This is a genomic window from Micromonospora sp. MP36 (assembly GCF_008119785.1).
Taxonomy (GTDB): domain Bacteria; phylum Actinomycetota; class Actinomycetes; order Mycobacteriales; family Micromonosporaceae; genus Micromonospora.
In genome coordinates, this window is the sequence record NZ_VSFA01000005.1 from 173,529 (window position 1) to 196,890 (window position 23,362).

The 23,362-nt window shown below is 74.4% G+C and carries 19 protein-coding genes and 1 riboswitch; of the genes, 11 read left to right on the forward strand and 8 right to left on the reverse strand.

All coding sequences use genetic code 11. From position 1 onward, the window contains the following. Positions 1-94: 94 nt before the first annotated feature. Both FXF52_RS08400 and FXF52_RS08405 read right to left on the reverse strand, forming a co-directional pair. Positions 95-340, reverse strand: a complete 246-nt coding sequence (locus FXF52_RS08400; protein ID WP_148795098.1) for a hypothetical protein — start codon at positions 338-340, stop codon at positions 95-97. Positions 341-435: 95 nt separating this feature from the next. Continuing rightward, positions 436-750: a multidrug efflux SMR transporter gene (locus FXF52_RS08405; protein WP_148795100.1), complete on the reverse strand. Its 315-nt coding sequence runs from the start codon at positions 748-750 to the stop codon at positions 436-438. Positions 751-801: 51 nt separating this feature from the next. Continuing rightward, positions 802-866, reverse strand: a riboswitch (guanidine-III (ykkC-III) riboswitch). Positions 867-957: 91 nt separating this feature from the next. Between FXF52_RS08405 and FXF52_RS08410 the strand changes: the two genes are divergently transcribed. The 7 genes from FXF52_RS08410 to FXF52_RS08440 all read left to right on the forward strand — a co-directional run bounded on the left by FXF52_RS08410 (position 958) and on the right by FXF52_RS08440 (position 7,260). Then, a complete protein-coding gene (locus FXF52_RS08410; RefSeq protein WP_187413385.1) occupies positions 958-1,881 on the forward strand; it encodes an ornithine cyclodeaminase family protein in 924 nt (307 codons plus the stop codon). A gap of 85 nt (positions 1,882-1,966) precedes the next feature. Beyond that, positions 1,967-3,499, forward strand: a complete 1,533-nt coding sequence (rimO, locus tag FXF52_RS08415) for a 30S ribosomal protein S12 methylthiotransferase RimO (protein ID WP_370517897.1) — start codon at positions 1,967-1,969, stop codon at positions 3,497-3,499. A 77-nt stretch (positions 3,500-3,576) separates the two neighbouring features. Further along, positions 3,577-4,167 carry a CDP-diacylglycerol--glycerol-3-phosphate 3-phosphatidyltransferase gene (pgsA, locus tag FXF52_RS08420; protein ID WP_148795170.1) on the forward strand — a complete coding sequence of 197 codons (591 nt, stop codon included), beginning with the start codon at positions 3,577-3,579 and terminating at the stop codon, positions 4,165-4,167. A gap of 30 nt (positions 4,168-4,197) precedes the next feature. Further along, positions 4,198-4,773, forward strand: coding sequence for a CinA family protein (locus tag FXF52_RS08425; protein ID WP_148795104.1), 576 nt, complete (start codon positions 4,198-4,200; stop codon positions 4,771-4,773). Between the two features lie 199 nt (positions 4,774-4,972). Continuing rightward, entirely contained in the window at positions 4,973-5,422 is a 450-nt protein-coding gene (locus tag FXF52_RS08430; protein ID WP_148795106.1) for a helix-turn-helix domain-containing protein, read from the forward strand. A 175-nt stretch (positions 5,423-5,597) separates the two neighbouring features. Next, complete coding sequence (locus tag FXF52_RS08435) at positions 5,598-6,464, forward strand: PspA/IM30 family protein (RefSeq protein ID WP_148795108.1); 867 nt, start codon at positions 5,598-5,600, stop codon at positions 6,462-6,464. Between the two features lie 16 nt (positions 6,465-6,480). Further along, entirely contained in the window at positions 6,481-7,260 is a 780-nt protein-coding gene (locus FXF52_RS08440; protein ID WP_148795110.1) for a hypothetical protein, read from the forward strand. Between the two features lie 71 nt (positions 7,261-7,331). Here FXF52_RS08440 and FXF52_RS08445 read toward each other — a convergent pair whose 3' ends face one another. From FXF52_RS08445 to FXF52_RS08455, 3 genes are all read right to left on the reverse strand, one after another. Further along, positions 7,332-11,126 (reverse strand): hypothetical protein, encoded by a 3,795-nt coding sequence (locus FXF52_RS08445; RefSeq protein ID WP_148795112.1) that lies wholly within the window; start codon positions 11,124-11,126, stop codon positions 7,332-7,334. A 242-nt stretch (positions 11,127-11,368) separates the two neighbouring features. Beyond that, positions 11,369-12,172 (reverse strand): DNA-formamidopyrimidine glycosylase family protein, encoded by an 804-nt coding sequence (locus tag FXF52_RS08450; protein WP_148795115.1) that lies wholly within the window; start codon positions 12,170-12,172, stop codon positions 11,369-11,371. A 42-nt stretch (positions 12,173-12,214) separates the two neighbouring features. Next, positions 12,215-13,051 (reverse strand): S-adenosyl-l-methionine hydroxide adenosyltransferase family protein, encoded by an 837-nt coding sequence (locus tag FXF52_RS08455; RefSeq protein ID WP_148795117.1) that lies wholly within the window; start codon positions 13,049-13,051, stop codon positions 12,215-12,217. Between the two features lie 159 nt (positions 13,052-13,210). On the opposite strand from FXF52_RS08455, the gene FXF52_RS42430 reads away from it, so the two are divergent. Together FXF52_RS42430 and FXF52_RS42435 are read left to right on the forward strand one after the other, a co-directional pair. Then, entirely contained in the window at positions 13,211-14,287 is a 1,077-nt protein-coding gene (locus FXF52_RS42430; protein ID WP_222870447.1) for a hypothetical protein, read from the forward strand. Further along, positions 14,244-15,182: a zinc ribbon domain-containing protein gene (locus tag FXF52_RS42435; protein WP_222870448.1), complete on the forward strand. Its 939-nt coding sequence runs from the start codon at positions 14,244-14,246 to the stop codon at positions 15,180-15,182. Before FXF52_RS42430 ends, FXF52_RS42435 begins: the two co-directional genes overlap by 44 nt. A 9-nt stretch (positions 15,183-15,191) precedes the next feature. On the opposite strand, the gene FXF52_RS08465 is transcribed toward FXF52_RS42435, so the two are convergent. Together FXF52_RS08465 and FXF52_RS08470 are read right to left on the reverse strand one after the other, a co-directional pair. Next, entirely contained in the window at positions 15,192-15,716 is a 525-nt protein-coding gene (locus FXF52_RS08465) for a GNAT family N-acetyltransferase (protein WP_187413386.1), read from the reverse strand. A gap of 216 nt (positions 15,717-15,932) precedes the next feature. Continuing rightward, positions 15,933-20,615 (reverse strand): DEAD/DEAH box helicase, encoded by a 4,683-nt coding sequence (locus FXF52_RS08470; RefSeq protein ID WP_264998376.1) that lies wholly within the window; start codon positions 20,613-20,615, stop codon positions 15,933-15,935. Between the two features lie 167 nt (positions 20,616-20,782). On the opposite strand from FXF52_RS08470, the gene FXF52_RS08475 reads away from it, so the two are divergent. Then, positions 20,783-21,169 carry a hypothetical protein gene (locus FXF52_RS08475; protein WP_148795121.1) on the forward strand — a complete coding sequence of 129 codons (387 nt, stop codon included), beginning with the start codon at positions 20,783-20,785 and terminating at the stop codon, positions 21,167-21,169. A gap of 92 nt (positions 21,170-21,261) precedes the next feature. Here the strand turns inward: FXF52_RS08475 and FXF52_RS08480 are convergent, their stop codons facing one another. Next, positions 21,262-22,530, reverse strand: a complete 1,269-nt coding sequence (locus FXF52_RS08480; RefSeq protein ID WP_148795123.1) for an MFS transporter — start codon at positions 22,528-22,530, stop codon at positions 21,262-21,264. Between the two features lie 109 nt (positions 22,531-22,639). Here FXF52_RS08480 and FXF52_RS08485 point away from each other — a divergent pair, with 109 nt between their 5' ends. Further along, the gene (locus tag FXF52_RS08485) at positions 22,640-23,230 is read left to right on the forward strand and encodes a CGNR zinc finger domain-containing protein (RefSeq protein ID WP_255471808.1); all 591 of its coding nucleotides are present in this window, start codon (positions 22,640-22,642) and stop codon (positions 23,228-23,230) included. The last annotated feature ends 132 nt before the right edge of the window (positions 23,231-23,362 follow it).

The window sequence follows — 23,362 nt, forward strand, 5'->3', positions numbered from 1 at the left end:
TTCCGAGGCCCGCGCCGCCATCGCTCGGCGAGTGGCGCCCGGCATGCCCGCGGGCCCGCCGGCCGAGCGGCGGGCCCGCGGAGCGGACGCGTGCTCAGGAGTTCAACAGCGCTGCGGCGATCACCATGCCGAGCACGGCGCCGACGACGCTGGCGGCGGCGGCGTACCAGCCGAGCGGCTTGTCGCCCAGCACCGCGCCGACGATGCCGAGGATCAGCCCGACCAGGCCGAACAGCGGCGGCAGGAAGAAGATCGCGATGACCGCGAAGACGAACGCGAGGATGGTGCAGACGCGCGCCGCACTGCTGCGCGGGCGGGCGGTGGCAGGCATGTCGGCCATGGTGTCCTCCGTCAGATAGGCCCTCGGGCGAGGTGAGGGAGCACTACCCGCTATCCACCGGCCGCCAAACCGGACGCCGGCGCCGTTTCCGGGCCTCAGTGGAAGAACTTGAGGCCCACCACGCCGGCGACGACCAGCAGCAGGCAGCCGATCCGGGGCAGGGTGGCCGGCTCGTGCAGCGCGAGCATGCCGACCAGGGCGGTCCCCACCGCCCCGATTCCCACCCAGACCGCGTAGCCGGTGCCGACGGGGATGTCGCGCATGGCGTACGCCAGGCCGGCCATGCTCGCCACCAGCGAGACGCCGAAGACGAGCGAGGGGAGGGGGCGGCTGAAGCCGGCGCTGCGGTCGAGGGCGATCGCCCACACGGTCTCCAGCAGTCCGGAGAGCACCAGCACGATCCAGGCCATGAGATCACCTCTGACGAGTGCCCGGCCACCGGGGCCGGGACGGGGCGGTCACACGGGGCGTCTTGGCCTGACCGGGTACGCCACCACTCGTCCGGGGCGGCACGGGGCCGCCGCGGCCGACGGTAGCACCGGGGTGCGGTCACTGGGCGGTGAGAAAGCCCACCAACGGTGGATCTCAAGTTAACTTCAGGTTGCACCATGGGCCGCATGACCCTGCTCTTCTCCGACGAGGACGTCGCCGCCGCGGTGGACGCGCCGCTCACCGTCGCCGCCATGCGGGACGCCCTGCTGGCCGCGTACGAGGGCCGGCTGATCGCCCCGCCCCGGGCGTCCGCCCCGCTGGGCGGCGGCCGGATGGTGCTCACCGCCGGTCACCTCACCGGCGAGTGGTACGGCTTCCGCTCGTACGACACCTTCGGGCACCCGGAGAGCGGGCAGTTGGTCGTGCTGCACGACGCGCGGACCGGGGCGGTGCGGGCGATCGCGGTCGGTGACGAGCTGGGCTCCCGGCGTACCGGCGGGCTGGGCGGGGTGGCCGTCGACGCCCTCGCCCGCCCGGACGCCGCCAGGGTCGGAGTGATCGGCTCCGGCCGCCAGGCGTGGACCCAGGTCTGGGCCGCCGCCGCGGTCCGGCCGCTGCGCGAGGTGACCGTGCACAGCCGCTCGGCGGCCCGGCGGGAGGCGTTCGCCGCCCGGGTCCGGGCCGAGTTGGGCGTGCCGGCCCGCGCGGTCGCCTCCGCCGCCGAGGCGGTCCGTGACCGGGACGTGGTGCTGCTCGCCACCACCAGCACCACGCCGGTGCTCGACGCCCGCGACCTCGCCCCGGGCACCCACGTCAACACCGTTGGCTTCAAGCAGGTCAACCGGCACGAGTTCGGCACCGACCTGCTGGACGCCGCCGACCTGCTGGTCACCGACTCGCCGGCGCAGGCCGCCGCGTACGTCCCGCCGATGCTCACCGCTGTCGAGCCGTACGCCGGCCGGCTGCGCGACCTGGGTGCGGTGCTGGCGGGGGCGGTCCCGGGTCGGACCGGCGCGGACCAGATCTCGGTCTTCTGCTCCACCGGCCTGGCGGGCACCGAGGTCTTCCTGCTGGACCGGCTGGCCCGGGTCGGCGCCCCGGCCCGCTGACGGCCGGGCGGTCGGGCGCACTGTGAGCCGGCCGATGCGGGCGGCCCGCCGTCGTGGGGTTCCCAGCGTGGCCCGGTACCCTCGGGTGGTGTCTGCCACCTCCCCTTCCGACGCGCCGCGCCGCGACCTGGAGCTGTCGTCCGCCCCCGACGGCCGTCGCGTCGCCCTGCTGACCCTGGGCTGCGCCCGTAACGAGGTCGACTCGGAGGAGTTGGCCGCGCGACTGCACGCCGACGGCTGGCAGGTGACCACCGACGGCGAGGGCGCCGACGTGGTGGTCGTGAACACGTGCGGCTTCGTGGAGAAGGCCAAGCAGGACTCGATCCAGACGCTGCTCGCCGCGGCCGACACCGGAGCCAAGGTGGTCGCCGCCGGCTGCATGGCCGAGCGGTACGGCCGCGAGCTGGCCGACAGCCTGCCCGAGGCGCAGGCCGTGCTCAGCTTCGACGACTACCCGGACATCTCCGCCCGGCTGAACGCGGTCGTCGCGGGCGAGGCGCTGGACGCGCACACCCCGCGGGACCGGCGCGAGCTGCTGCCGCTCACCCCGGTGAAGCGGCGCGACGCGGCGGTCTCGCTGCCCGGCCACGGGACCCCGACCCGGGCCCTCGCGGAGACCGACGAGCACACGCCGGCCCATTTGCGGCAGGTGCTGCGGCACCGGCTCGACACCGGGCCGGTCGCCTCGCTCAAGCTGGCCAGCGGCTGCGACCGCCGCTGCGCGTTCTGCGCCATCCCGGCGTTCCGTGGCGCGTTCGTCTCGCGTACCCCGGACGAGCTGCTCGCCGAGGCGGAGTGGCTGGCCAAGACCGGCGTCCGCGAGCTGGTGCTGGTCAGCGAGAACTCCACCTCGTACGGCAAGGACCTGGGCGACCCCCGGGCGTTGGAGAAGCTGCTGCCGCAGCTCGCCGCGATCGACGGGATCGTCCGGGTGCGGGCCAGCTACCTCCAGCCCGCCGAGACCCGGCCCGGCCTGGTCGAGGTGATCGCCACCACGCCCGGCGTGGCGCCCTACTTCGACCTGTCGTTCCAGCACTCCAGCGAGCCGGTGCTGCGCCGGATGCGCCGTTTCGGCTCCACCGACCGCTTCCTGGAGCTGCTGGCCTCCGCCCGCGCCCTCGCCCCCGAGGCGGGCGCCCGGAGCAACTTCATCGTCGGTTTCCCCGGCGAGACCCGGCAGGACGTGGCCGAGCTGGTCCGGTTCCTGACCGAGGCGCGCCTCGACGCGATCGGCGTGTTCGACTACAGCGACGAGGACGGCACCGAGGCCGCCGGCCTGCCGGGCAAGGTCTCCGCCGCCACCGTGAAGCGGCGCTACGACAAGCTCAGCGCGCTCGCCGACGAGCTCTGCTCGCAGCGGGCCGAGGAGCGGCTCGGCTCGACGGTCGAGGTGCTGGTCGACTCGGTCGCCGACGGCATGGTCGAGGGGCGGGCGGCGCACCAGGCACCCGAGGTGGACGGCTCGACCACCCTGGTCGCGCCGGCGGGCGGCGGGGTCGACCTGGCCGCGCTGCGCCCCGGCGACCTGGTCCGGGCCACGGTGACCGCGACCGAGGGTGTCGACCTGGTCGCCGTACCGGATGAGATGATCTCGGCGGCGCCCGGCGCGGCACGGTGACGACGGGCCCGAACGGAGCGGGGGAGCCACGTGTTGCGGTGCCAGGTACGCCACGGCGGCCGGAGCGGGGCACGGCGATGACCGGGGCGGACTCGACCGTGGGCCCGGTACCTCTGCTCAACGCGGCGAACGTGCTCACCGGGGTGCGGCTGGTGCTGGTGCCGGTCTTCGCCGCCTCGGTGGTCGCCTCCGACATGATCGACGCGGGCTGGCGGATGGCCGCCTGCCTGATCTTCGTGGTCGCCTCGGCGACCGATCTCGTGGACGGCTGGATCGCGCGTCGGTTCGCACTGGTGACCTCGCTCGGCAAGGTCGCCGACCCGATCGCCGACAAGGCGCTCACCGGCGCCGCCCTGGTGCTGCTCTCCTGGTACGACCGGCTGCCCTGGTGGGTCACCATGGTGATCCTGGTCCGGGAGCTGGGCATCACGGCGCTGCGCTTCTGGGTGATCCGGCACGGGGTGATCGCGGCCAGCCGGGGCGGCAAGATCAAGACGGCGCTGCAGATCCTCGCCATCACCTGGTACCTCTGGCCGATGCCGGACCCGCTGGCCGTCGTGGGGCCGTGGATCATGGGCGCCGCGGTCGTCGTCACCGTGCTGACCGGTTTCGACTACATCGCCCAGGCTCTCCGCCTCCGCCGCCCCGCCGAGCGGGAGGATGGATAGGCCGAGGCGGGAAGGGGAAGGTTCTGGGGCATGGATGATCGGGACGCGCAGGGGGAACGGCCCGTCGGCAGTCCGGCGGCCGGGGTGGTGCACAGCCTGTCGGAGCGGCACGAGACGTTGGCCACCGTCGAGTCCCTCACCGGTGGGCTGCTCTCCGCCTCGATCGTGGAGATCGCCGGGGTGAGCGGGACGTACCGGGGCGGGCTGGTGGTCTACGCCACTGAGCTGAAGGCGCAGCTGGCCGGCGTACCCGAGGACCTGCTGGCGGAGCGCGGACCGGTCGACCCGGACGTGGCCGCGGCCCTCGCCGAGGGCGGGCGGCGTCGCTGCGGCGCCGACTGGGGGCTGGCCACCACCGGGGTGGCCGGCCCGGAACCGCAGGACGGCAAGCCGGTCGGCCTGGTGTACGTCGCCGTCGCCGGCCCCGACGGCACCCAGGTACGCCAGCTCGACCTCGACGGCGGCCGCGCACACATCCGGTCCGCCGCGGTGATCGAGGCGCTGCGGTTGCTCGCCGACCGTTTGCACGCCGCCAACGAGCGGGACGCCGGCGCCGCCGCCGGTGGGACGGACGACGCCGACCGGGCCGGGGCGGGCCACCGGTGAGCCGTCGGGTCGCGGGGCGGCCGACCGACCCTCCCGGCCGGCTCCGCGCGATTCAAGGGGCGGGGCGGGATGTCGGCGAGGCGGCCAACGGGTACGGTTGCGGGAAGGCTCCGACGGACGACGTCGGCGCCGGGGCGGTCCGCCGCGCCCGGCGTGGCACGACCGGCCGGAGATGGTGGTCCCGTCAGGGGGAGGTGCGATGGTCCTGCTACGCCGGGTGATCGGTGACGCTCTGCGGGCGCGCCGGCAGGGGCAACACCGCACCCTCCGCGAAGTCTCCTCCGCCGCCAACGTGAGCCTCGGTTACCTCTCCGAGATCGAGCGCGGCCAGAAGGAGCCCTCCAGCGAGCTGCTGGCCGCGATCTGTGACGCGCTCGGCGCCCGCCTCTCCGAGCTGCTCCGCGAGGTCAGCGACACGGTCGCCCTGGCCGAGCAGATGCCCGGGGTGCTGGTCCCGGTGGCCGACCAGCCGGTCGAGTCGACTCCGGTCGCCCCGCCCGCCGTCCGCAAGGCGACCAACCGGAGCGTCCGTCAGGTTTCCTCCGACGGGTCGGTGGCCGTCCAGGTCCGCCAGGACTCGCCGCTCAAGGCGACGCTGCGCAGCACCCGGGTCCGTTCCGCGGACCGGGACGTCGTCTGCGCCGCCTGATCCGCCGCGCCGCGCCATGGCCGCCGGTGGCGACCGCCGCGTACTGTTGATCAGAGTTGTCCGGGTGCCATGCTGGCGTCGGGCTGGGACGATGGAGGCACACCGTCCGGCCTGCCGGCCGACCCCGCCCGGCCTGGTCAAAGCGGCGCGACGCTACTGAGGGGACAACGCGGAGATGGCGAACCCGTTCGTCAAGGGTTGGAAATACCTGATGGCGCTCTTCGGCTCGAAGATCGACGAGCACGCCGACCCGAAGGTGCAGATCCAGCAGGCCATCGAGGAGGCCCAGCGGCAGCACCAGGCGCTGGTCCAGCAGGCGGCCGCGGTGATCGGTAACCAGCGCCAGCTCGAGATGAAGCTGTCCCGGCAGATGTCCGAGGTCGAGCAGCTCCAGGCCAACGCCCGGCAGGCCCTGGTCCTGGCCGACCAGGCCCGGACCCGGGGCGACGAGACCGAGGCGGGGCGGTACGAGCAGTCCGCGCAGCTGCTCGCCACCCAGCTGGTCTCCGCCGAGCAGGCCGCCGAGGACCTCAAGACGTTGCACGACCAGGCGCTCGGCGCGGCCGCGCAGGCCCGCAAGGCGGTCGAGAACAACTCGATGATCCTCCAGCAGAAGCTGGCCGAGCGGACCAAGCTGCTCAGCCAGCTCGAGCAGGCCAAGATGCAGGAGAGCGTGGCCCGCTCGCTGGAGTCCATGTCCGCGCTGACCGCGCCCGGCACCACCCCCTCCCTGGACGAGGTCCGGGACCGGATCGAGCGCCGGTACGCCACCGCGATGGGCCGGGCCGAGCTGGCCGGCAACTCCGTCGAGGGCCGGATGCTGGAGATCCAGAAGGCCACGCTCGACTCGGCCGGGACGGCGAGACTGGAGCAGATCCGGTCGAGCATGGCCGGCGAGCGGCTCACCGGCCGGCAGGAGTCCCCGGCGGTGGGGGAGGCGCAGCCCGCACCCGCCGCCAACCCGGCCGCCGCCGCCCGGCTGGACCAGATCCGGGCCAGCATGAGCCGGGAGCGCGGCACCGGGGAGAGCACCACGAGCTGAGGGGCGGGGGAGACTGATGGTGGATGAGCGGACGCGACACTTCCGCCGGCTGCGCCGGTTGCGGCGGTCCGCCCGGCGGTGGAGCGTCCTGGCCGGCGGGCTCGGCGGGGCGGCGGCGGTGCTGACCCCGTACGCCGGGCTCGGCCTGCCGGACGCCGCCTGGGCCGGTGCCGCCGGCAGCGCCATCGCCGTCGCCGCCTGGCGCTGGGCGGACCTCCGCGCGCTGGCCGCCGTGCCGGCGCCGCCGGCCCTCGATCCGGCCGAGGCCGCCGCCCGCTCCCGCGCCCGGCTGGTCGCCGCCGTGGAGCGGCTGCCCGTCGGCCCCGGCGTCCTGTCCGAGGTACGCCGGGTCCGCTCCCGCCTGGCGCTGCGCGGCACCTCGGCGGCCAACGCATGGGTCCGGCTGGACCGGGCGGCGCTGACGCTGGCCGGGATGACCGGGCGGCTGACCGGGCTGGCCGAGCCGGCGGTCCAGGAGGCCGCCGAGGCCGACCGCTCCCTGCGCGACCTGGCCCACCGGGTGGCCAGCGTGGAGCGGGCCCTCAAACTCGCCCCGGGCGAGGCCCAGGGGCCGCTCGCCGAGGCCCACGGCACCCTGGCCGCCCAGTTGGAGAGCGGGGTTTCCGCGTACGAGCAGCTGGTGGTGGCCGCCGCCGGCTACGTCGCCGAGGACGCCCGGCCCAGCACCGAGCACCCGGCCGCCGGCCGCCTCACCGAGGCGACCGACCTGCTGCACGGCGTCGCGTCGGCCCTGGCCGAACTGCGCACCGCCAACCCCCCGCTCCGCACCCCCTGACCGGCCTGCGTTGACCAAGACGTTTGCGGGCGAATTCCTGACGTGACCCTCTTGATCGACGCCGCGGGTGGTCAGTCGGGGGTGGTGATGGGGATGGGGCCGGTCCAGGCGGACGTGCCGACGACGTTGAACGACCGGATCCGGTAGTGGTAGGTGACGCCCCGGGCCAGCCCGGTGTTGGTGAAGCCACGGCCGGTGACGCCGAAGGCGGCCAACTCGCGGGTGAACCCGGGGTCGAGGGCGCGCTGCACCACGAACCCGGACCCGGGTCCGGTGGGCGTGCTGGCGGACCAACTCAGGATCACCGTGGCGGTGTCCGGGGCGGGTGCGGTCGTGGTGGCGCACACCCCGGTCGGCACCCCGGGCCGGGGCGGGGTGGTCACCGTCGCCACCGTCGACCAGGGTGAGGCGGCGCCCAGGTACGTGGTGCGTACCCGGTAGTAGTACGTGGTGTTCGGGGCGACCGCCGCGTCGAGGTGCGCGTCGTCGACCGCGATGGCGGTGGTCCCCGGCCCGCTGGTGAACGTCGGGTTGGTGGCCCGCTGCACGTCCACGCCGGTGGCGAACGAGCGGTTGGCCCAACGCAGCGCGACCCGCAGCGGTGCGGCCGGTGGCACCGCCGCGGTCAGCTTCGCCGGGGAGGTGAGCTGCACCGACGCCGGGACGCTGTTCGACCAGGTCGAGCAGCTCACCGCGTTCTCCGCCCGGATCCGGTAGTGGTACGTGACCCCCGGCGTCACCGTCGCGTCGGTGTACCGGGTGGCGGTGGCCGCCACGGTGATCTCGGTGAGCCCGGCGATAAAGGTGGCGTCGGTGGCCCGCTGCAGCAGGTGACTGGTCGCCGGCGGGCGGCTGCCGTTGCCCGTCCAGGCCAGCGCGATGGCCGGTAGTGCGGTGGCCGACCCGGGTGCCGGGGTGGCGGTCAGCCCGGTCGGCGCCTTGGGTGCGACCCGCAGCACCAGGGGCCGGCTCATGCCCTGGTCGCGCAGCCCCGCCGACCGCGTCTGCCAGCGGTACTCCCAGCCAAGGTTGACCAGCTGGTTGACCACCGTGGCGGGCCGCCCGTCGACCGGACTCACCGGGCTGGCGTCGAGGCGGACGCCGGCCGGCCGCGTGGGGTCGAGCAGCCGTACGCTGTCGCCGATCTTGAACGGCAGGCTGGGCGGGACCGGGCGCAGCGCCACGATCACATCCTCCCGCGGGTTGACCCGCACGGTCTCCTTCCAACCCAGCTCGTTCGGGTCAGGCGGGCGGAGCGTGCCGTCCCAGCCGACCCGGTTGACCAGTTGCAGGTCGCAGCCCTCGACGTGCACCGGCTGAGTGGCCGGCGCGTCCCCGACGATCCGCCAGAGCTGGGTGCCGTCGGCCGGGGTGCCGACCGGCACGGTGGGGTCGGTCGCGTACAGCACCTCGGTGGCCGGGTCGACCGGCCCGAGCGGCAGGGTGGCCGGGGCCAGCGGCCCGGCGTGCGGGTGGCCGACGCCGAGCCGGCCCACCGCCCGGCCGTGCCGGGGCTCGAAGACCTGCCCGACCGACTTCACCGCCAACGGCAGCGTCACCGGGGCGATCGCGCCGACCGGGGTGAAGGTCACCGAGGTGGTGCGCGCGGGAACCAGCGTCTCCCGGGGCGTCCGGGTGCCGAAGGCGGCGTCGTACACCGGTTGCGGCACGATCGGCGGCCGCTGGCTCGCCGCGTACGCGCCGGGCAGGCGGGCGGCCAGCCTGGCCAGGTCGTACGGCGGCGCCGGGGTGCCCGCCACGCGGAACTGGAGCAGCGTCCGGGTGTTCGGGCCGTAGCCGGGCAGGGCGGCGGGGAGGCCGCCCGTCGCGGTGCGGTCCGGGGCGTCGGTGTAGTGGTCGTAGCGGGGGTCGAACCGGGGCAGCGGGGCCGGGCAGTCGTTGTAGAGGATCAGCGTGCTGCCCGGGGGGACGGCGGAGAAGTCCACCACCACGTCGGCCCGCTCGCCGGGCGCGAGCAGCAGCGTGTGCCCGTCCACGTTGAGCACGGTCGGGTCCTGGCGGTCGTACCGGTAGCCGATCGGCCGGTTCACCAGCACCGCCGGGGCGGGCAGCAGGCCGCACTCGTTGCCGATCTGGATCAGGTCCGGGCCGGCCGCGCGGTGATCCGGCACCCCGCCCTCGCGCCCGTCGGTGGGCCAGTACGCCGGCCGCCCGGGCGCGCGGACCGCGTCGACCATCGGCACCTCGCCGGCCTCCAGCTCGCCCGGATCGCCGTCGTCGGTCCACATCGGCTCGTCCGAGCACGCCCGGTAGAGCTGAAGGTGGAGGCTGCGGTCCGCGCAGGCGTTGAGGATCCGGAACCGGTACGCCCGCGGCGCCACCTCCAGGTACGGGTAGGCCACCCCGTTCACCAGCGGGGTGTCCCCGTACGCCTCGGGAACGGCTGACGGGTGCGGCACCCCCGGCGCCAGCGGCGGCTCCTCCGGTTCGGCGACCGGGTCGTGGTGCGGGTTCGGCACCGGCGCCACCCACGGGCTGCCGCCGCCGTCCGGGTCGTGCGTCCACGGCCCGTAGTCCCAACGGCCGGTGGGGTTGCTGCCGGTGCTCCGGTAGGGGTTCTGCCGTGGCTGGTAGATGTGCGGGTGCCAGAGGCTGCCCTTGGCGCCCCAGCGGTCCCGGTCCCAGGTCGGGTCCTGGGCGGCGAGCTGCGCGTCGTCCGGCACGAAGGTCTTGTCCTGGATCACCAGCGGCAGCTCGTCGGCGGGGAGCACCCCCTCGTCAACCAGCCGCTCCTCGGCGGGATCGGTGAGCAGGTAGAGGGCGAGCTGCCCGGAGTAGACGGTGAGCCGGGCCAGGCCGAGGGTGTTGTCGTGCAGCCACATCAGCCGCCCGCTCTGGTCGTTCGGGAAGTAGAGCGTGGTGGCGCCGGCGCCCGGCGGCGGCATGTCCGGCACCGGCACGACCCCCACCCCGACGGGGTACGGGGTGATCTCGCCCGCGGGCGTGACCCACTGCCACGGGTTGCCCGCGCTGATCCAGGCCGTCTGCGCGCCGGCCAGGTGCGGCACCGCCCGGTTCTGCGGGTACGGCGCCGGGCCGTCCCGCGGCCCGGTCCCGGCCCCGTCGACGGTCTCGTCCACCGGCAGGAAGAGCTCACCGGCCCGCCCGGTCGGAAGCTGGTTGATGAACTTGATCCGCACCGGCCGGCCGCGGCGCGCCCGGATCAGCGGCCCGACGTGCCAGGGCCGGTCCGGCGGGCTGACCGTGTTGTGCCCGGACGGGTCGGTGCCCAGGTTGAGCTGGCGGTAACCGCGCAGCCGGGTGGCGGGCAGGTCCCGGTGCAGGCGCTGCGCGTACTCCTGGAGCCCGATCTCGTAATAGTCGCAGCCGGGCCAGGTGATGGTGTCGGGCACCGCCACCGGCAGCCGGGCGCCCAGCCCGGCGGTGGCCGGCGACGGCTCCAGCGACGGCTTCAGGTCGCTGCGCGGCGCCAGACCGGCCTTCATTCGGTCCGGAGCGCCGCCTGCCGGCGTAGAGGCCGAATTGTGTGGCCGCCCGGCCTTCATTCGGTCCGGAGTGCCGCCTGGCGGCGCGGAGGCCGAATTATGGCCGCCAGCCGAGCTGGAGTTGTCGAATCCGTCCGGCACTGGCAGCGCGTCGACGAACTTGCGGATGCCCGTTCCGGGCACCGGCCGGCCGGTCCGGTCGAGGATCGGCAGCGGACTGCCGGCGAAGTTCGGCACCGGGCCGAAGCAGCGGGGTACGGCGGCCGGGTCGAGGCTGGCCGGCGCCGGCCCGGTCTCCTCCTCGGGGACCCGGGCGGCGGGCACCGTGGGCGTGTCGTCCTCGGCGGCCCGGACGGCACGGTCCGCCCAGCCCGGCCGGAATCTGCGGAACAGGGCCATGGCTCTCCCCGGGATCGGGGCGGGTACGCGCCACGCCGACGTGGCGGGCGTACCCGCTGCTGACGATCGGTGAGCAGTCAACCGCAGCATGCGACTCGGAAGCCCGAGGAGGGAAGTACCCAATCGTCCCTATCTCGGGCGATCTTGGCGATTCATGGAAGTTCCACGAACCCACCGCCGGGGTCAGCGGTCGAAGTGGATCTCCGCAGGGAGCTGGTCGGCGACTCCGACCAGCCGGGAGGTCAGGAGCGGTCCGGCTGGCAGGCGGGGCACCAGTAGGTGACCCGCTCGCCCAGTTCCGCCTGCTGGACGGCGGTGCCGCAGCGCCGGCAGGGCTGGGCCCGGCGGCCGTACACGTAGCTGGTCTGCCCCCGCCGCAGTGAGCCGGTGGTGCTCTGCGTCCAGCGGCCCCGGTTCGCGGCGAGCAACCGCTGCGCGAGCACGACCGTGCCGGCCAGGTCGGGCACCGCGCCGACCCGCGTCCACGGCGAGATGCCGCGCAGGAAGAGCACCTCGCACTTGTACAAGTTGCCCACCCCGGCCAGGTTGCGCTGGTCCAGCAGCGCCTCGCCGATGGTCTCGTCCGGGCGGGCGGCCAGCCGGCGGACCGCCTCGTCCGGGTCCCAGTCCGGCCCGAGCAGATCCGGCCCGAGATGGCCGACCAGCGACTCCTCCGCCGCGGTCGGGATCAGGGCCAGCTCGTGCAGGTGGTAGCCGACCGCGACCGCGCCGGGGGAGCGGAACACCACCCGGATCAGGTGCGCCGGCCGGGCCGCCCACCGCTCGCCCGGGGCGTACGCGCGCCAGGCGCCGTCCATCCGCAGATGCGAGTGCAGCGTCCAGTCCCGCCCGCCGGTGTGCCCCTCGGGTGCGGTGAGCCGGAGCAGCAGGTGCTTGCCCCGGCTGGCCGATTCGCGGACGGTCCAGCCGGCCAGGTCGGTCGCGGCGAGCTGCGGCACCCGGAAGTCGGAACCGGTGAGCCGGGCACCGGCCAGGGCGCGCTGGAGGACGCGGGCGGTGTTCCAGACGGTGTCACCTTCGGGCACCCCTCCATCCTCCCTCGCCCCGCCCGGCCCGCACCCGGTGGCTCAGCCGTGAGTCACCGTCAGCACGTCCCCCGGGCGTACCCCGAGCCGGTCCACCGCCCGGCCAGTGTTCACGGCGACGGCGACCAGGCCGGCGGAATCCGGGTACACCACCAGCTCACCGAGCGGGGCGTCGCCGAAGGTGCGCCCGCGCACCGCGAGGACGCCAGCGGCGGCCTCGGGTCGCGGCGCGGCGTCGGGCGCGCCGAGGCCCTCGCTGGCCACCCGGACCCGTGCTGGCAGCCCGTCGAGGAGGTCCCCGGGGGCGGCGAGCTGGACGTTGCCGAAGTGGTCCAGGGTGAGGACCTCGGCGGCGAACCCGTCGGCGGTGCGGCGGACCACCGGCGCGGGCAGCCGGACCAGCGCCCCCGGGTCCAGCGCCGGGCCGGCGTCGGCGAGCGGCGCGCCGAGCGCGAGCCGGGCGGCGACCGGCGCGAAGACGTCCCGGCCGTGGAAGGTGCGGGAGACCGCGGGCGCCAGCCAGTCCGGGTTGGCCAGCTCGACCGCGGCGGTGATCCCGCCGAGCGCCGCGGCGGCGTCGAGGAGCAGACCGTTGTCCGGCCCGACGAGCAGCCCGCCCGGGGTGGCCAGGCCGATCCCGCGGCGGGCGGTGCCCACGCCCGGGTCGACCACCGCCACGTGCACCCCTTCGGGCAGGTGCGGCACGGTCTGCGCGAGCACCGCGGCACCCCGCCGGACGTCCGCCGGTGGCACGAGGTGGGTCACGTCGATCACCCGGGCGGCCGGGGCGAGCCGGGCGAGGACTCCGTGACACGCCGCGACGAACCCGTCGGCGAGGCCGTAGTCGGTGGTCAGCGAGATCCAGGCGGTCGGGGCCATGCGGGAAGGCTAACCAACTTGATTAGGAATCGTCGGTGATCATAAATTAACCGTGTGGACCGCGGCGCTTCGCTTTTGGGCTGGTTCGGGGGAGATTCCGGTGATGTGGGCCGGTCGTGATCGCGGGTTCTCCTGGATCGATGGCGGGGCGATGAGCCGGTGAGCGGGAAGCTGCCGCTGGCCGGGGGTGAGGTCTCCCGTACCGCTTGCGCCCGCGTTTTGCTGCGATCGGGGGTGGACGAGGAGAGCGGTGAGGTTCTGTCGCAGGCGGTGCTGGCGCAACGTGTTGGCTGGTGTGCCGATCTGGTGGCGGGGATGGTGTCCGGCCTGTTGGCGGAGCGGTGGAACTGCGCGGATGTGGAGGTGTTGGCCTCCGGACACGACGCGGGTGGCCGGAAACTTCCGTCAAACGCGTGGATGGCGCTGCGGCGTCTGGGTTGGACGGTTACCGCGCCGGTGGGTGTGAGGGTCAATGACCGGGTCGTGCGGATGGCGCAGGAGCAGGCGGGGCGTGTTCTGCGGTCGGCGTCGTGGCGTGCGGGCCTGACTGGCGGAGTGCTGGCGACGTGGCCGGCCGATCCACGCAAGCGCACCGCACGGGAGTGGGAGCAGGTTCGGGCGTCGATCCCTGGCGGGCAGCATCTGCCGTCGGGGGTCATCAAGTCCCGCACCCGGCAGGCCGCCAGGTTCCTTGCCGCCAATGGCCGGCTGCCGGTGGACGTGTTCGAACTCGAAGGCGCCCCGAAGGTCGCGCGGATGCTGCTGCTGGCCGCGTGTGACCGGCAGCAGGCCACCATCGAACGCAGCGACACCGACCCCAGCAGGGTGTTGCTGCGGTTGCAGCTGCCCACCCGCCCAGATCCGCGATCGTATCGGGACTGGACGTGGGTGGCCTGTCGCATCAGCCTGCCGCCCACGGTCCCCGCAGGCGCGGTGGTGCACCTGCCCACCCTCCGCATCACCGGCAGACAGGTGCGCGCCGACATGGCATACACGCACGCCGTGCCGAAGGCCCGGCGCACCGGTCACACGGTGGCGGTCGGCGTGGACTGGGGGTCTCAACACTCTCCTCAGCGCGGGAGCCCTGCGGCTGCACGAGGGCGGGCGGATCACCGCGTTGGGGGCCGGTGGTCAGTTCCGGGCCGCCGGCATCCTCGCGAAACAGCACCGCCTCCGACGGCTGTCAGAGCGGTTGCATGCCAAAGCCGACCACTACCAACGGCTCGCCGGCCGTGACGAGCGGCATCACCTCGTCGGCAAACTGGCGGTGCTGCGCGACGAGATCCGCCACGTCTCCGCCCGCCGGACGAACCTGAACGCCGCCCTCTCGTGGGCTGCCGCCAGATGGGCCGTGGACCAGGCGATCGCCGCCGCGGCGAGCGTGATCTATGTGGAAGACCTGCGGTCGTTGGAAGCCAAGGGCATGGGCGCCACCCTCAACACCCGCCTGTCCCAGCAGGTCCGCGGGCAGATCGTCGACCGGATGCGGCACCTCGCCGCCGAGACCGGTATCGCCGTGGTCACCGTGCCTGCCCGCAACACCTCAAAGCACTGCCCGCAATGCTTGACCCCGCTACGGCACTGTAAGGCCCCCGACCGCCCCACCACCCCAGGCTGGAAGTGGGCGATCTGCCCCCACCAGTCCTGCCGCTGGCAGGGCGACCGTGACCAGGGTGCCTGGCGGCGGATCGCCGCCCGCGGCCTGACCCATCAGGCCAAGACCGCCGTCGACAAGACCAGCGGGCACATGGTCATCCGCGCCGTGGTCGACAAACTCGAAGCCGCAGCCGTCGTCACCCCGACCACGAAGACCTGCCGGGGGGACCGGTCGAAGACCGGCCCCACCCGGCGCAAGCCACCACGCCCCGCGCCCAGGCGACGCAGGGCACCCTCCCCCACCCGGCCTCACAGCCGGGCGGGTAAGCGTCCGGAGGGACACGCACCAACGGACCGGAGGCTGCCCCGCGCAGCCCACCGACACCAGGGCGTGAACACGATCAGCACACCCACCCCCGGCCACCAGCCACGAGGAGCCGCCCTGGGCGCGGGATTCCACTTCCACGCCCACGCGACCCCACCACGGTGGGAAACGATCCCGGAAACTAAATCCGACTCAGGATCGCTAAGCTGATCAGGGACGCTATCCGGGCAGTCCGGACCGGCGCGGTCCTGCTGTCGTCTCCAGCCGGCGTTCCAGGAGCAGTTCGTCGTGCAGTGGGATGTCGTCCTCGCCGACGTACGGGATGGTCGGCTTCAGCCGCCGGGCCCGGTCCACCGCGCCCGCGTCGACCGCCACGATCCGCAGCCCGCGTCGCTGGTAGAAGCGCAGCGCCGACAGGTTGTCGTTGGTGGTGACCAGCCAGAGCCGGTCCGCCCCGGCGGCCAGCGCGACTGCCTCGGCGGCGGCGAGGAGGGCGCTGCCGGCCCCGATCCCCGGACTGGTCGCGGCCAGGCTGACCACCTCCAGCCCGTCGTCGGCGAGCCGGTGCACCAGCGCCCCGGCGAACTCGCCCGCGCCGTCCACCGCCACGAGCGTCGGCAGCTCCCGCAGGTCGTAGCGGGTGTCGTGGACCACCACGTACGGGCCACCCCACTCGCGGTGGTGCAGGATCGCCACGTCGGCGTGGTCGCGCGGTTCCGCGGGTCGTACCTGGATCGAGGTCACCGGACCGTTCCCTCCGTCGCTGCCGAGCCGGGGACACCCTACCGATCGCGCACCCCGTGGCCCGCGCGGTTTCTGCCGTGCGTCCCGCCGGCAGGATCGTGCTCGATCCAGGAAGTAGTGGCCTCGCCCACGCTCTGGGGCCACTCGTGCCAGGATCGAGCACGATCTTCGCCGCCGGCCGCGGCCCGCACAGCGACGGGCGCGGTGCGGTGCGGATCAGCCGCGCAGGCGCAGGCCGCGCGGGGTGGCCCGGAAACCGGCGGCGGTCAGCGCGTCGCGCAGCGGCGAGGAGTGCACGGCCTCGCCGTCGGCGCGTTCCACCGAGATGGCCCCGAGGGCGCCGGAGTGCACCGCGTCGGCCAGCGCCTTGCCGGCGGCGGCGAGCCGGTCCGCGTCGTCGGTGAACGACAGGAGGGTCCGTCCGCCCCGCTCCACGTAGAGCACCAGGTCCCCGCCGACCAGCACGACCAGCGCGCCGGCCTTGCGGCCGGCCCGGTGCCCGGTGGCCGGGGTGGTGCCGTCGCCGGAGTCGACCACCCGGTCCGGCCAGGGCAGCGCCGCGCCGTAGGGGTTGGCCGGGTCGGTGGCGGCGAGCACCACGGTCGGCCCGCCCGGGCCACGGGCGTCGTCGGTCGGGTCGGCTAGGGCGCGGATCCGGTCTACCGCCCCGGGCACGGCGAACTGGGCCGCGCCCAGCCCTTCGACGAAGTAGCCGCGGCGGGCGGCGCCGCGCTCCTCGAGCGCGGACAGCACCGGGTAGACCGCGGCGAAGCCGCCGGTGACCTGCTCGGCCATGACCGCGCCCCGGGTGACCACGCCGTGTCGTTCCAGCAGCAGGTCGGCGAGGGCGGCGGCCCGGCGGGTCGGGTCCAGGTCGCGATCGGGCAGCCGGGACCAGCGCCCGGCGACGGTGGGCGGGCCGCCGCGGCTGGGCAGGGCGACCCGGCCGGGCCGGCGGTAGCGGGTGCGCGGCGCGGACGGCCGGGACCGGTGCGCTCCGCCCCCGCCGAGCACCGTCCGCAGCGGGGCGAGCGTGTCGTTGGTGAGGTGACCGGCCCAGACCAGATCCCAGATCGCCGCTGTCAGTGCGGCGTCGTCGGTCGAGCCGACCCGGTCGGACAGGGAACGGAAGAAGAGTGCCTGCCCGTTGGCGAGCGCGTCCAGCACTGCCTCGTGCAGCGGGGTGCGGGTCAGCGCCTCGTCCGGCGGCGGGAGCAGCAGCGGCGCGGCGTCCGCGTACGCCAGGGTGACCCAGCCGTCGCCGCCGGAGATCGCCCCGGCCCCGGCCCAGACCACCTCCCCGCTCGCGCAGAGCTCGTCGAGCTGGGCGGGGGAGTAGTCGGCGACCCGGGCGGGCAGCACTAGGCGTTCCAGCGCGGACGCCGGCACGGCGACCCCCTGCAACTGCTCGACGGTGGCGGCGACCGCCTCCACGCCCCGGGCCGATGAGCCGACCTGCTGCCAGCGCGGCAGGAACGCGGCGAGGGCCCGCGGCGGCACCGGCTCGATCTCCCGGCGCAGCGCGGCGAGCGAACGCCGGCGCAGCAGCCGCAGCACCTCGGCGTCGCACCACTGGGTGCCGACGCTGTCCGGGGCGAACTCGCCGGAGACCACCCGCCCGGTGGCGCCGAGTCGGCGCAGCGCCTGCTCGACGACGAACGCGCCGAGCCCGAACCGGGCGGCGCAGGTGGCCGCCGCGAACGGGCCGTGGGTCTTCGCGTACCGGGCGACCAGGTCGCCGAGCGGATCGGCCACCGGTGCCAGGTAGGCCTCGGCCACCCCGACCGGCAGCGCGACGCCGAGGGCGTCCCGCAGCCGGGCCGCGTCCTCCACGCCCACCCAGCGTTCCTCGCCGGCGATCCGGACCCGCAGCACCCGGCGGGCCGCCGCCAGCTCGGTCAGCCATCCGGCCGGTACGCCCCGCTCGGCCAGCTCGGCGTCGCTCAGGTCGCCGACCACCCGGAGCAGCTCGACCACGTCCTCGGCGTCGCGGGGGCGGCGCTGCTCGGTGAGCCAGCGCAGCTGCCGCTCGGTTTCGGCGAGCACCGTCGGGTCGAGCAGTTCGCGCAGGTCGACCCGGCCGAGCAGCTCGCCGAGGAGCCCGGAGTCGAGGGCCAGCGCGGCGGCCCGGCGCTCCGCGAGGGGGGCGTCGCCCTCGTAGAGGAACGCGCCGACGTATCCGAAGAGCAGCGAGCGGGCGAACGGGGACGGGCGTTCGGACTCCACCTCGACCAGGCGCACCTTGCGGGCGGCCAGGTCGCGCATCAGTTCGGCCAGCGCCGGCTGGTCGAAGACGTCCTGCAGGCATTCCCGGGCGGCTTCGAGGGTGACCGGGAAGTCGGCGTACTCCCGGGCGACGTCGAGGAGCTGGGCGGCCCGTTGGCGCTGCTGCCACAGCGGCTGCCGGCGGCGCGGGTCGCGGCGGGGCAGCAGCAGCGACCGGGCCGCGCACTCGCGGAACCGGGACGCGAAGAGCGCCGAGGTGCCGACGGTCTCCTCCACGAGCTGGGCGATCTCGTCGGGCTCGAAGACCACCACGTCGGCGCCGGGTGGCTCGTCGGCGGTGTCCGGCAGCCGTACCACGATGCCGTCGTCGGCGGGCATCACCTGGGCGTCCACCCCGTAGCGTTCGGCGAGGCGGCGACCGATGGCGAGCGCCCAGGGCCCGTTGACCCGGGCGCCGAGCACCGAGTGCACGGCCAGCCGCCAGTCGCCCAGCTCGTCGCGGAACCGCTCGACCACCACCGTCCGGTCGTCGGGCAGCGCCCGGGTGGCCTCCTTCTGCTCCCGCAGGTAGGCCATGAGGTTGCCGGCGGCCCAGTCGTCCAGCCCGCCGGCGCGCAGCGCGGCGACGGCGTCGGAGTCGCTCTGCCGCAGCAGCGCCCGCACCCGGGCGCCGATCGCCCGGCCCAGCTCGACCGGGCGGCCGAGCTGGTCGCCCTTCCAGAACGGCATCCGGGCGGCCTGCCCGGGGGCGGGGGAGACCAGCACCCGGTCGGGGGTGATCTCCTCGATCCGCCAGGACGACGAGCCGAGCAGGAACACGTCGCCGACCCGGGACTCGTAGACCATCTCCTCGTCCAGCTCGCCGACCCGGGCGGCCCGTTCGGCGCCGGCCAGGAAGACCCCGAACAGCCCCCGGTCGGGGATGGTGCCGCCGCTGGTCACGGCGAGTCGCTGGGCGCCGGGGCGGCCGGTCAGCACGTCGGTGGCCCGGTCCCAGACCAGCCGGGGCCGCAGCTCGGCGAAGGCGGTCGAGGGGTAGCGCCCGGAGAGCATGTCGAGCACGGCGTGCAGCGCCGAGTCGGGCAGCTCGGCGAAGGGGGCCGCCCGGCGGACCAGCACGGCCAGGTCGCCGAGCCGCCACGGCTCCAGGGCCACCATCGCCACGATCTGCTGGGCCAGCACGTCCAGCGGGTTGCGCGGGTAGTGCAGCTCCTCGATCGCGCCCTCGCCCATCCGTTCGGCGACCACGGTGCAGGAGAGCAGGTCGCCGCGGTGCTTCGGGAAGACCACGCCCCGGGACACCGCGCCCACCTGGTGCCCGGCGCGGCCGACCCGTTGCAGGCCGGCGGCGACGCTCGGCGGGGCCTCGATCTGCACCACGAGGTCGACCGCGCCCATGTCGATGCCGAGCTCCAGGCTGGAGGTGGCCACCACGGCGGGCAGCTGCCCGGACTTGAGCGCCTCCTCGATGTGCTTGCGCTCCTCCCGGGAGACGCTGCCGTGGTGCGCCCGGGCGATCACTGGTGGCGCGCCGGCTGCCGCCCCGGACTGCGCCATCACCTCGGCCGGCTGCCGGGGCGCGCGCAGCGGGCCGCGTCGCGGGCCACCGTCGGCGGCCGCCGGGCCGTCGTCCCACCCGGGCGGATCGGATACGCCCGCCGGCCCGCCGCCCTGCGCCACGTGACCGCCGTCCGGGGCGACCGACGCGGCCAGCTCCTCGGCGGCGAGTTCGTTGAGTCGGGCGCAGAGCCGTTCGGCGCTGCGCCGGGAGTTGGTGAAGACGATGGTGGACCGGTGCGACCGGACCAGCGCGAAGACCCGTTCCTCGACGGCCGGCCAGATCGACGCCCGGCGCGGACCGGGGCCGCCGAGATCGTCCTCCGGCGGCTCCTGCTCGTCGAGGCGTGTCATGTCCTCCACCGGCACCTGCACGCTGACCTCGATGGTCTTGCTGCTGGCCGGCTGCACCACGTCGACCGGACGGGCCCCGCCGAGGAAGCGGGCGCAGCCGTCGACCGGCCGGACGGTGGCGGACAGACCGATCCGCTGCGCCGGCGTCTCCAGCAGCGCGTCGAGCCGCTCCAGGGATAGCGCCAGGTGGGCGCCGCGTTTGGTGCCGGCGACCGCGTGCACCTCGTCGACGATGACCGTCTTGACGCCGCGCAGCGAGTCCCGGGCGGCGGAGGTGAGCAGCAGGAACAGCGACTCCGGCGTGGTGATGAGGATGTCCGGCGGGGTACGCGCGAAGGCCCGGCGCTCGTCGGCCGGGGTGTCGCCGGTGCGCATGCCGACGGTGATCTCCGGCGGGACGAGACCGAGCCGGGTGGCGGCCTGCCGGATGCCGGCCAGCGGGGCGCGCAGGTTGCGCTCCACGTCGACGGCGAGCGCCTTGAGCGGGCTGACGTAGAGCACCCGGCAGCGCTGCCGCGGCTCGGCGGGCGGCGGCTCCTTGGCCAGCCGGTCCAGCGACCAGAGGAACGCGGCCAGGGTCTTGCCGGAGCCGGTCGGGGCCACGACCAGGGCGTTGCGCCCGGCCGCGACCGACCGCCAGGCGCCGGCCTGGGCGGCGGTGGGTTGCGCGAAGGCGGCGGTGAACCACTCGCGGGTCGCCGCGCCGAAATCCGCCAGCATCGTCGCGTCCCCGCCGGTCACCTCGTCCGCCACGCCTTCCATCCTGCCTCGCCGATGTGACATTCGGCCCGCGCGGGACGCTGTTCTGTCCGGGTCAGACGCTTACGTGTCGGATGCGACTTTGCATCCGTTAAGTCTTACTTAACTGCTTGCTTGTGGGGTGCAACGTAAAGTAACTTCACTCGCAACGCAGCGTGGGGAGGGCTGGGATGACCGTCGAGGAGCGAGGCTCCGGGCCCGGGACCGACGTGCTGATCCGCAAGGTCGACAGCCATCTCGCCGCGCTCCGCGCCGGGCTGCACGGCCCCGAGCTGGAGCTCGCCGAGGAGCTCGCCCGGTGCCTGCGCGAGTTGGTCGTCGCCACCGCCCACTCCAGCGCCGCCGACCGGGGTCTGGTCCGCGCTGCGGTGCACTACTTCGTGCTGCGCCGGGAGAGCCGCGGCAAGCTGCTGCCGGTGCGCTCCCTGGCCGCCGCGCAGCGGGTGGTCAACAAGGCCGTCCGCCAGCTCGGCCGCCCTGACCTGCTGGTGGAGACCCGCCGGGACCGCCCCGCCCGCGAGCCGGCCGTTCCCGCCGGCGACCCCGCCCTCCGCTGACCGCCCCGTCCGCCTGACCCGGCGCTCGACGCCCGGCACCGTTGATCAAGTTTGCGTCGCCCTGGGCCCGGATCCTGACGCAAGCCTCCTGATCAACCAGGGGTACTGATCCTCGGCGTGATTTCTGCCGGGCGGGTTGTTTCGGCGTCGTGGAGGGCTTGGGTGGTGACCCGGGAGGCGAGCAGGAGCGCGGCGAGCACGAGCCCGACGGCTGCGGCGATGAAGGGGGCGCGGATCCCCAGGCTGCGTCCGAGCAAGCCGCCGGCGAGGGCTCCCAGGGGGATGACACCCAGGACGACCAGGCGGTAGGCGGCGGTGACGCGGCCGAGGAGTTCGTCGGGGACGGCTGCCTGGCGCAGGGTGCTGACGACGATCTGGTTCAGCGAGGCGGCAACGGCAGCGCAGAACATGCCGGCAAGGGCGAGGGGTGTGTGGTGACCCAGGCCGAGGATGGCGTAGCTGGCGGCCGGGGCGAGGGCGGCGAGCCAGGTGGTGGGGCCACCGCCGATGCGGGGCACGATGTGTTCGGCGAGCAGTGAGCCGGCGATCGCACCGGCGGCGGGAACGGCGACGAACAGGCCGTAGCGCGACATGGGCAGTTGGTACGGACCGGTGATCAGCAGAACGAGCAACCCGCCGGTGACCGAGCCGAAGAAGTTGATTGCCGCCGAGATGAACGCGACTCGGCGCAGCAGGTCGTGCCGCCAGAAGTGGGCCCATCCGGAGCGGATGTCCTGAGTGATGGTGGTCGGGGTCGAGCGGCCCCGCTCCTGTTCCTCGCTGGTGGGGCGCAGCGCGGGCAGCAGCAGAGCGGCCAGGCCGGCGAGGGCGAACGCGGCCGCGCCGGTGTAGAAGGCCGCTGACGCTGCCAGCGCGAACAACGCCGCACCGGCCGGCGGACCGATGAAGGTGTTGATGACGGACTGGGTCGCGAACAACCGGCCGTTGGCGCGCTCGAGCTGCTCGCGTGGCAGGAGGCGGGGCGGGATGGCCAGGGCGGCGTTGTCGACCATCGTCTCGGCGCAACCGGCCAGGAACACTGCGGCGTAGAGCAGTGCGACGTGGCGCCATTCGTTCGCCAGGGCCACGGCGAGCAGCGTGAACCCGGCCGCGCGCAGCCAGTTGCCAGCGGTGAGTATCCGACGTCGGTCCACCCGGTCGGCCAACGCGCCGGCGGGGAGGGTCGCGATCAGCCAGGGCAGGAACTGCACCACCGTCATGCCCGCCACCACGAGCGGGTCACGGGTCAGCGTGGCGACGAGCAGCGGCGCCGCGGCCTGCAGCAGCCCGTCGGCGAGGTTTGAGGACGCTTGGGACGCCCACAGTGCCGTGAACGATCTGCGTGGGGCGGCGACAGGCACGATCCGTCTCCTGGTGGTGTTCTCATGGGTGATTGGCTGATTTGGGGTGAGCATGCCAGTGGGGCCGTCTCACATGCAACAATGCTTTTAACCATGAGAGGAGCTGCTGGTGAGGTTCGGCCACATCGCGGGCGACCGCATGCTCGACCTGGTGAACACCGTTGCCTGGCGCCTCGGCGGGGGCGAACGCACGGAGAAGCTGAAGACCTTCTCCGACGTCGTCGACTGGTGCAGCGAGTCCGACCTGATCAGCGAAGACGAGGCCGTGGCCCTGCGCGACCTCGCCGGCCAGGACGACGCCCGGGCCGAGCGGGAACGGCAACAGGTCATCGAAGCGCGCGAGAGGGTCTACGCAGCTCTGTTCGAGGATGACCCCGAAGCCGCCGCAGACCTCGCGGGCATGTACCGGGCGGCGATCGCCGCAGCCGACCTGGTCCGCACCGGCGACCGCTGGCAGTGGCGAGACCGGGAAACCGACCTCCGCCTGCCCCGCAATCGCATAGTCCGCGGGCTCGTGGCTCTCACCCAGCGCGACGACCTCGACCGCCTCCACCAGTGCGAAGACGCCAAGTGCGGCTGGGTTTATCTCGACACATCACCACGGCGGAACCGCCGCTGGTGCAACACGAAGGACTGTGGCGACCGCAACCGCGCCCGCGCCTACTACGCCCGACAGAAGGCGAAAAGCCACCTGCCCTGATTCATCCACCGCCGGTGATCGTGGCTCACGACGCCGAGACTCAATCAACGTCCCCAGCCAGTACCCAACCGGGCGAGGGTCCGGTCAGGCAGGCCGGGTCAGGTGGCCGGGGTGGGATGGTTTTCCGGAAAA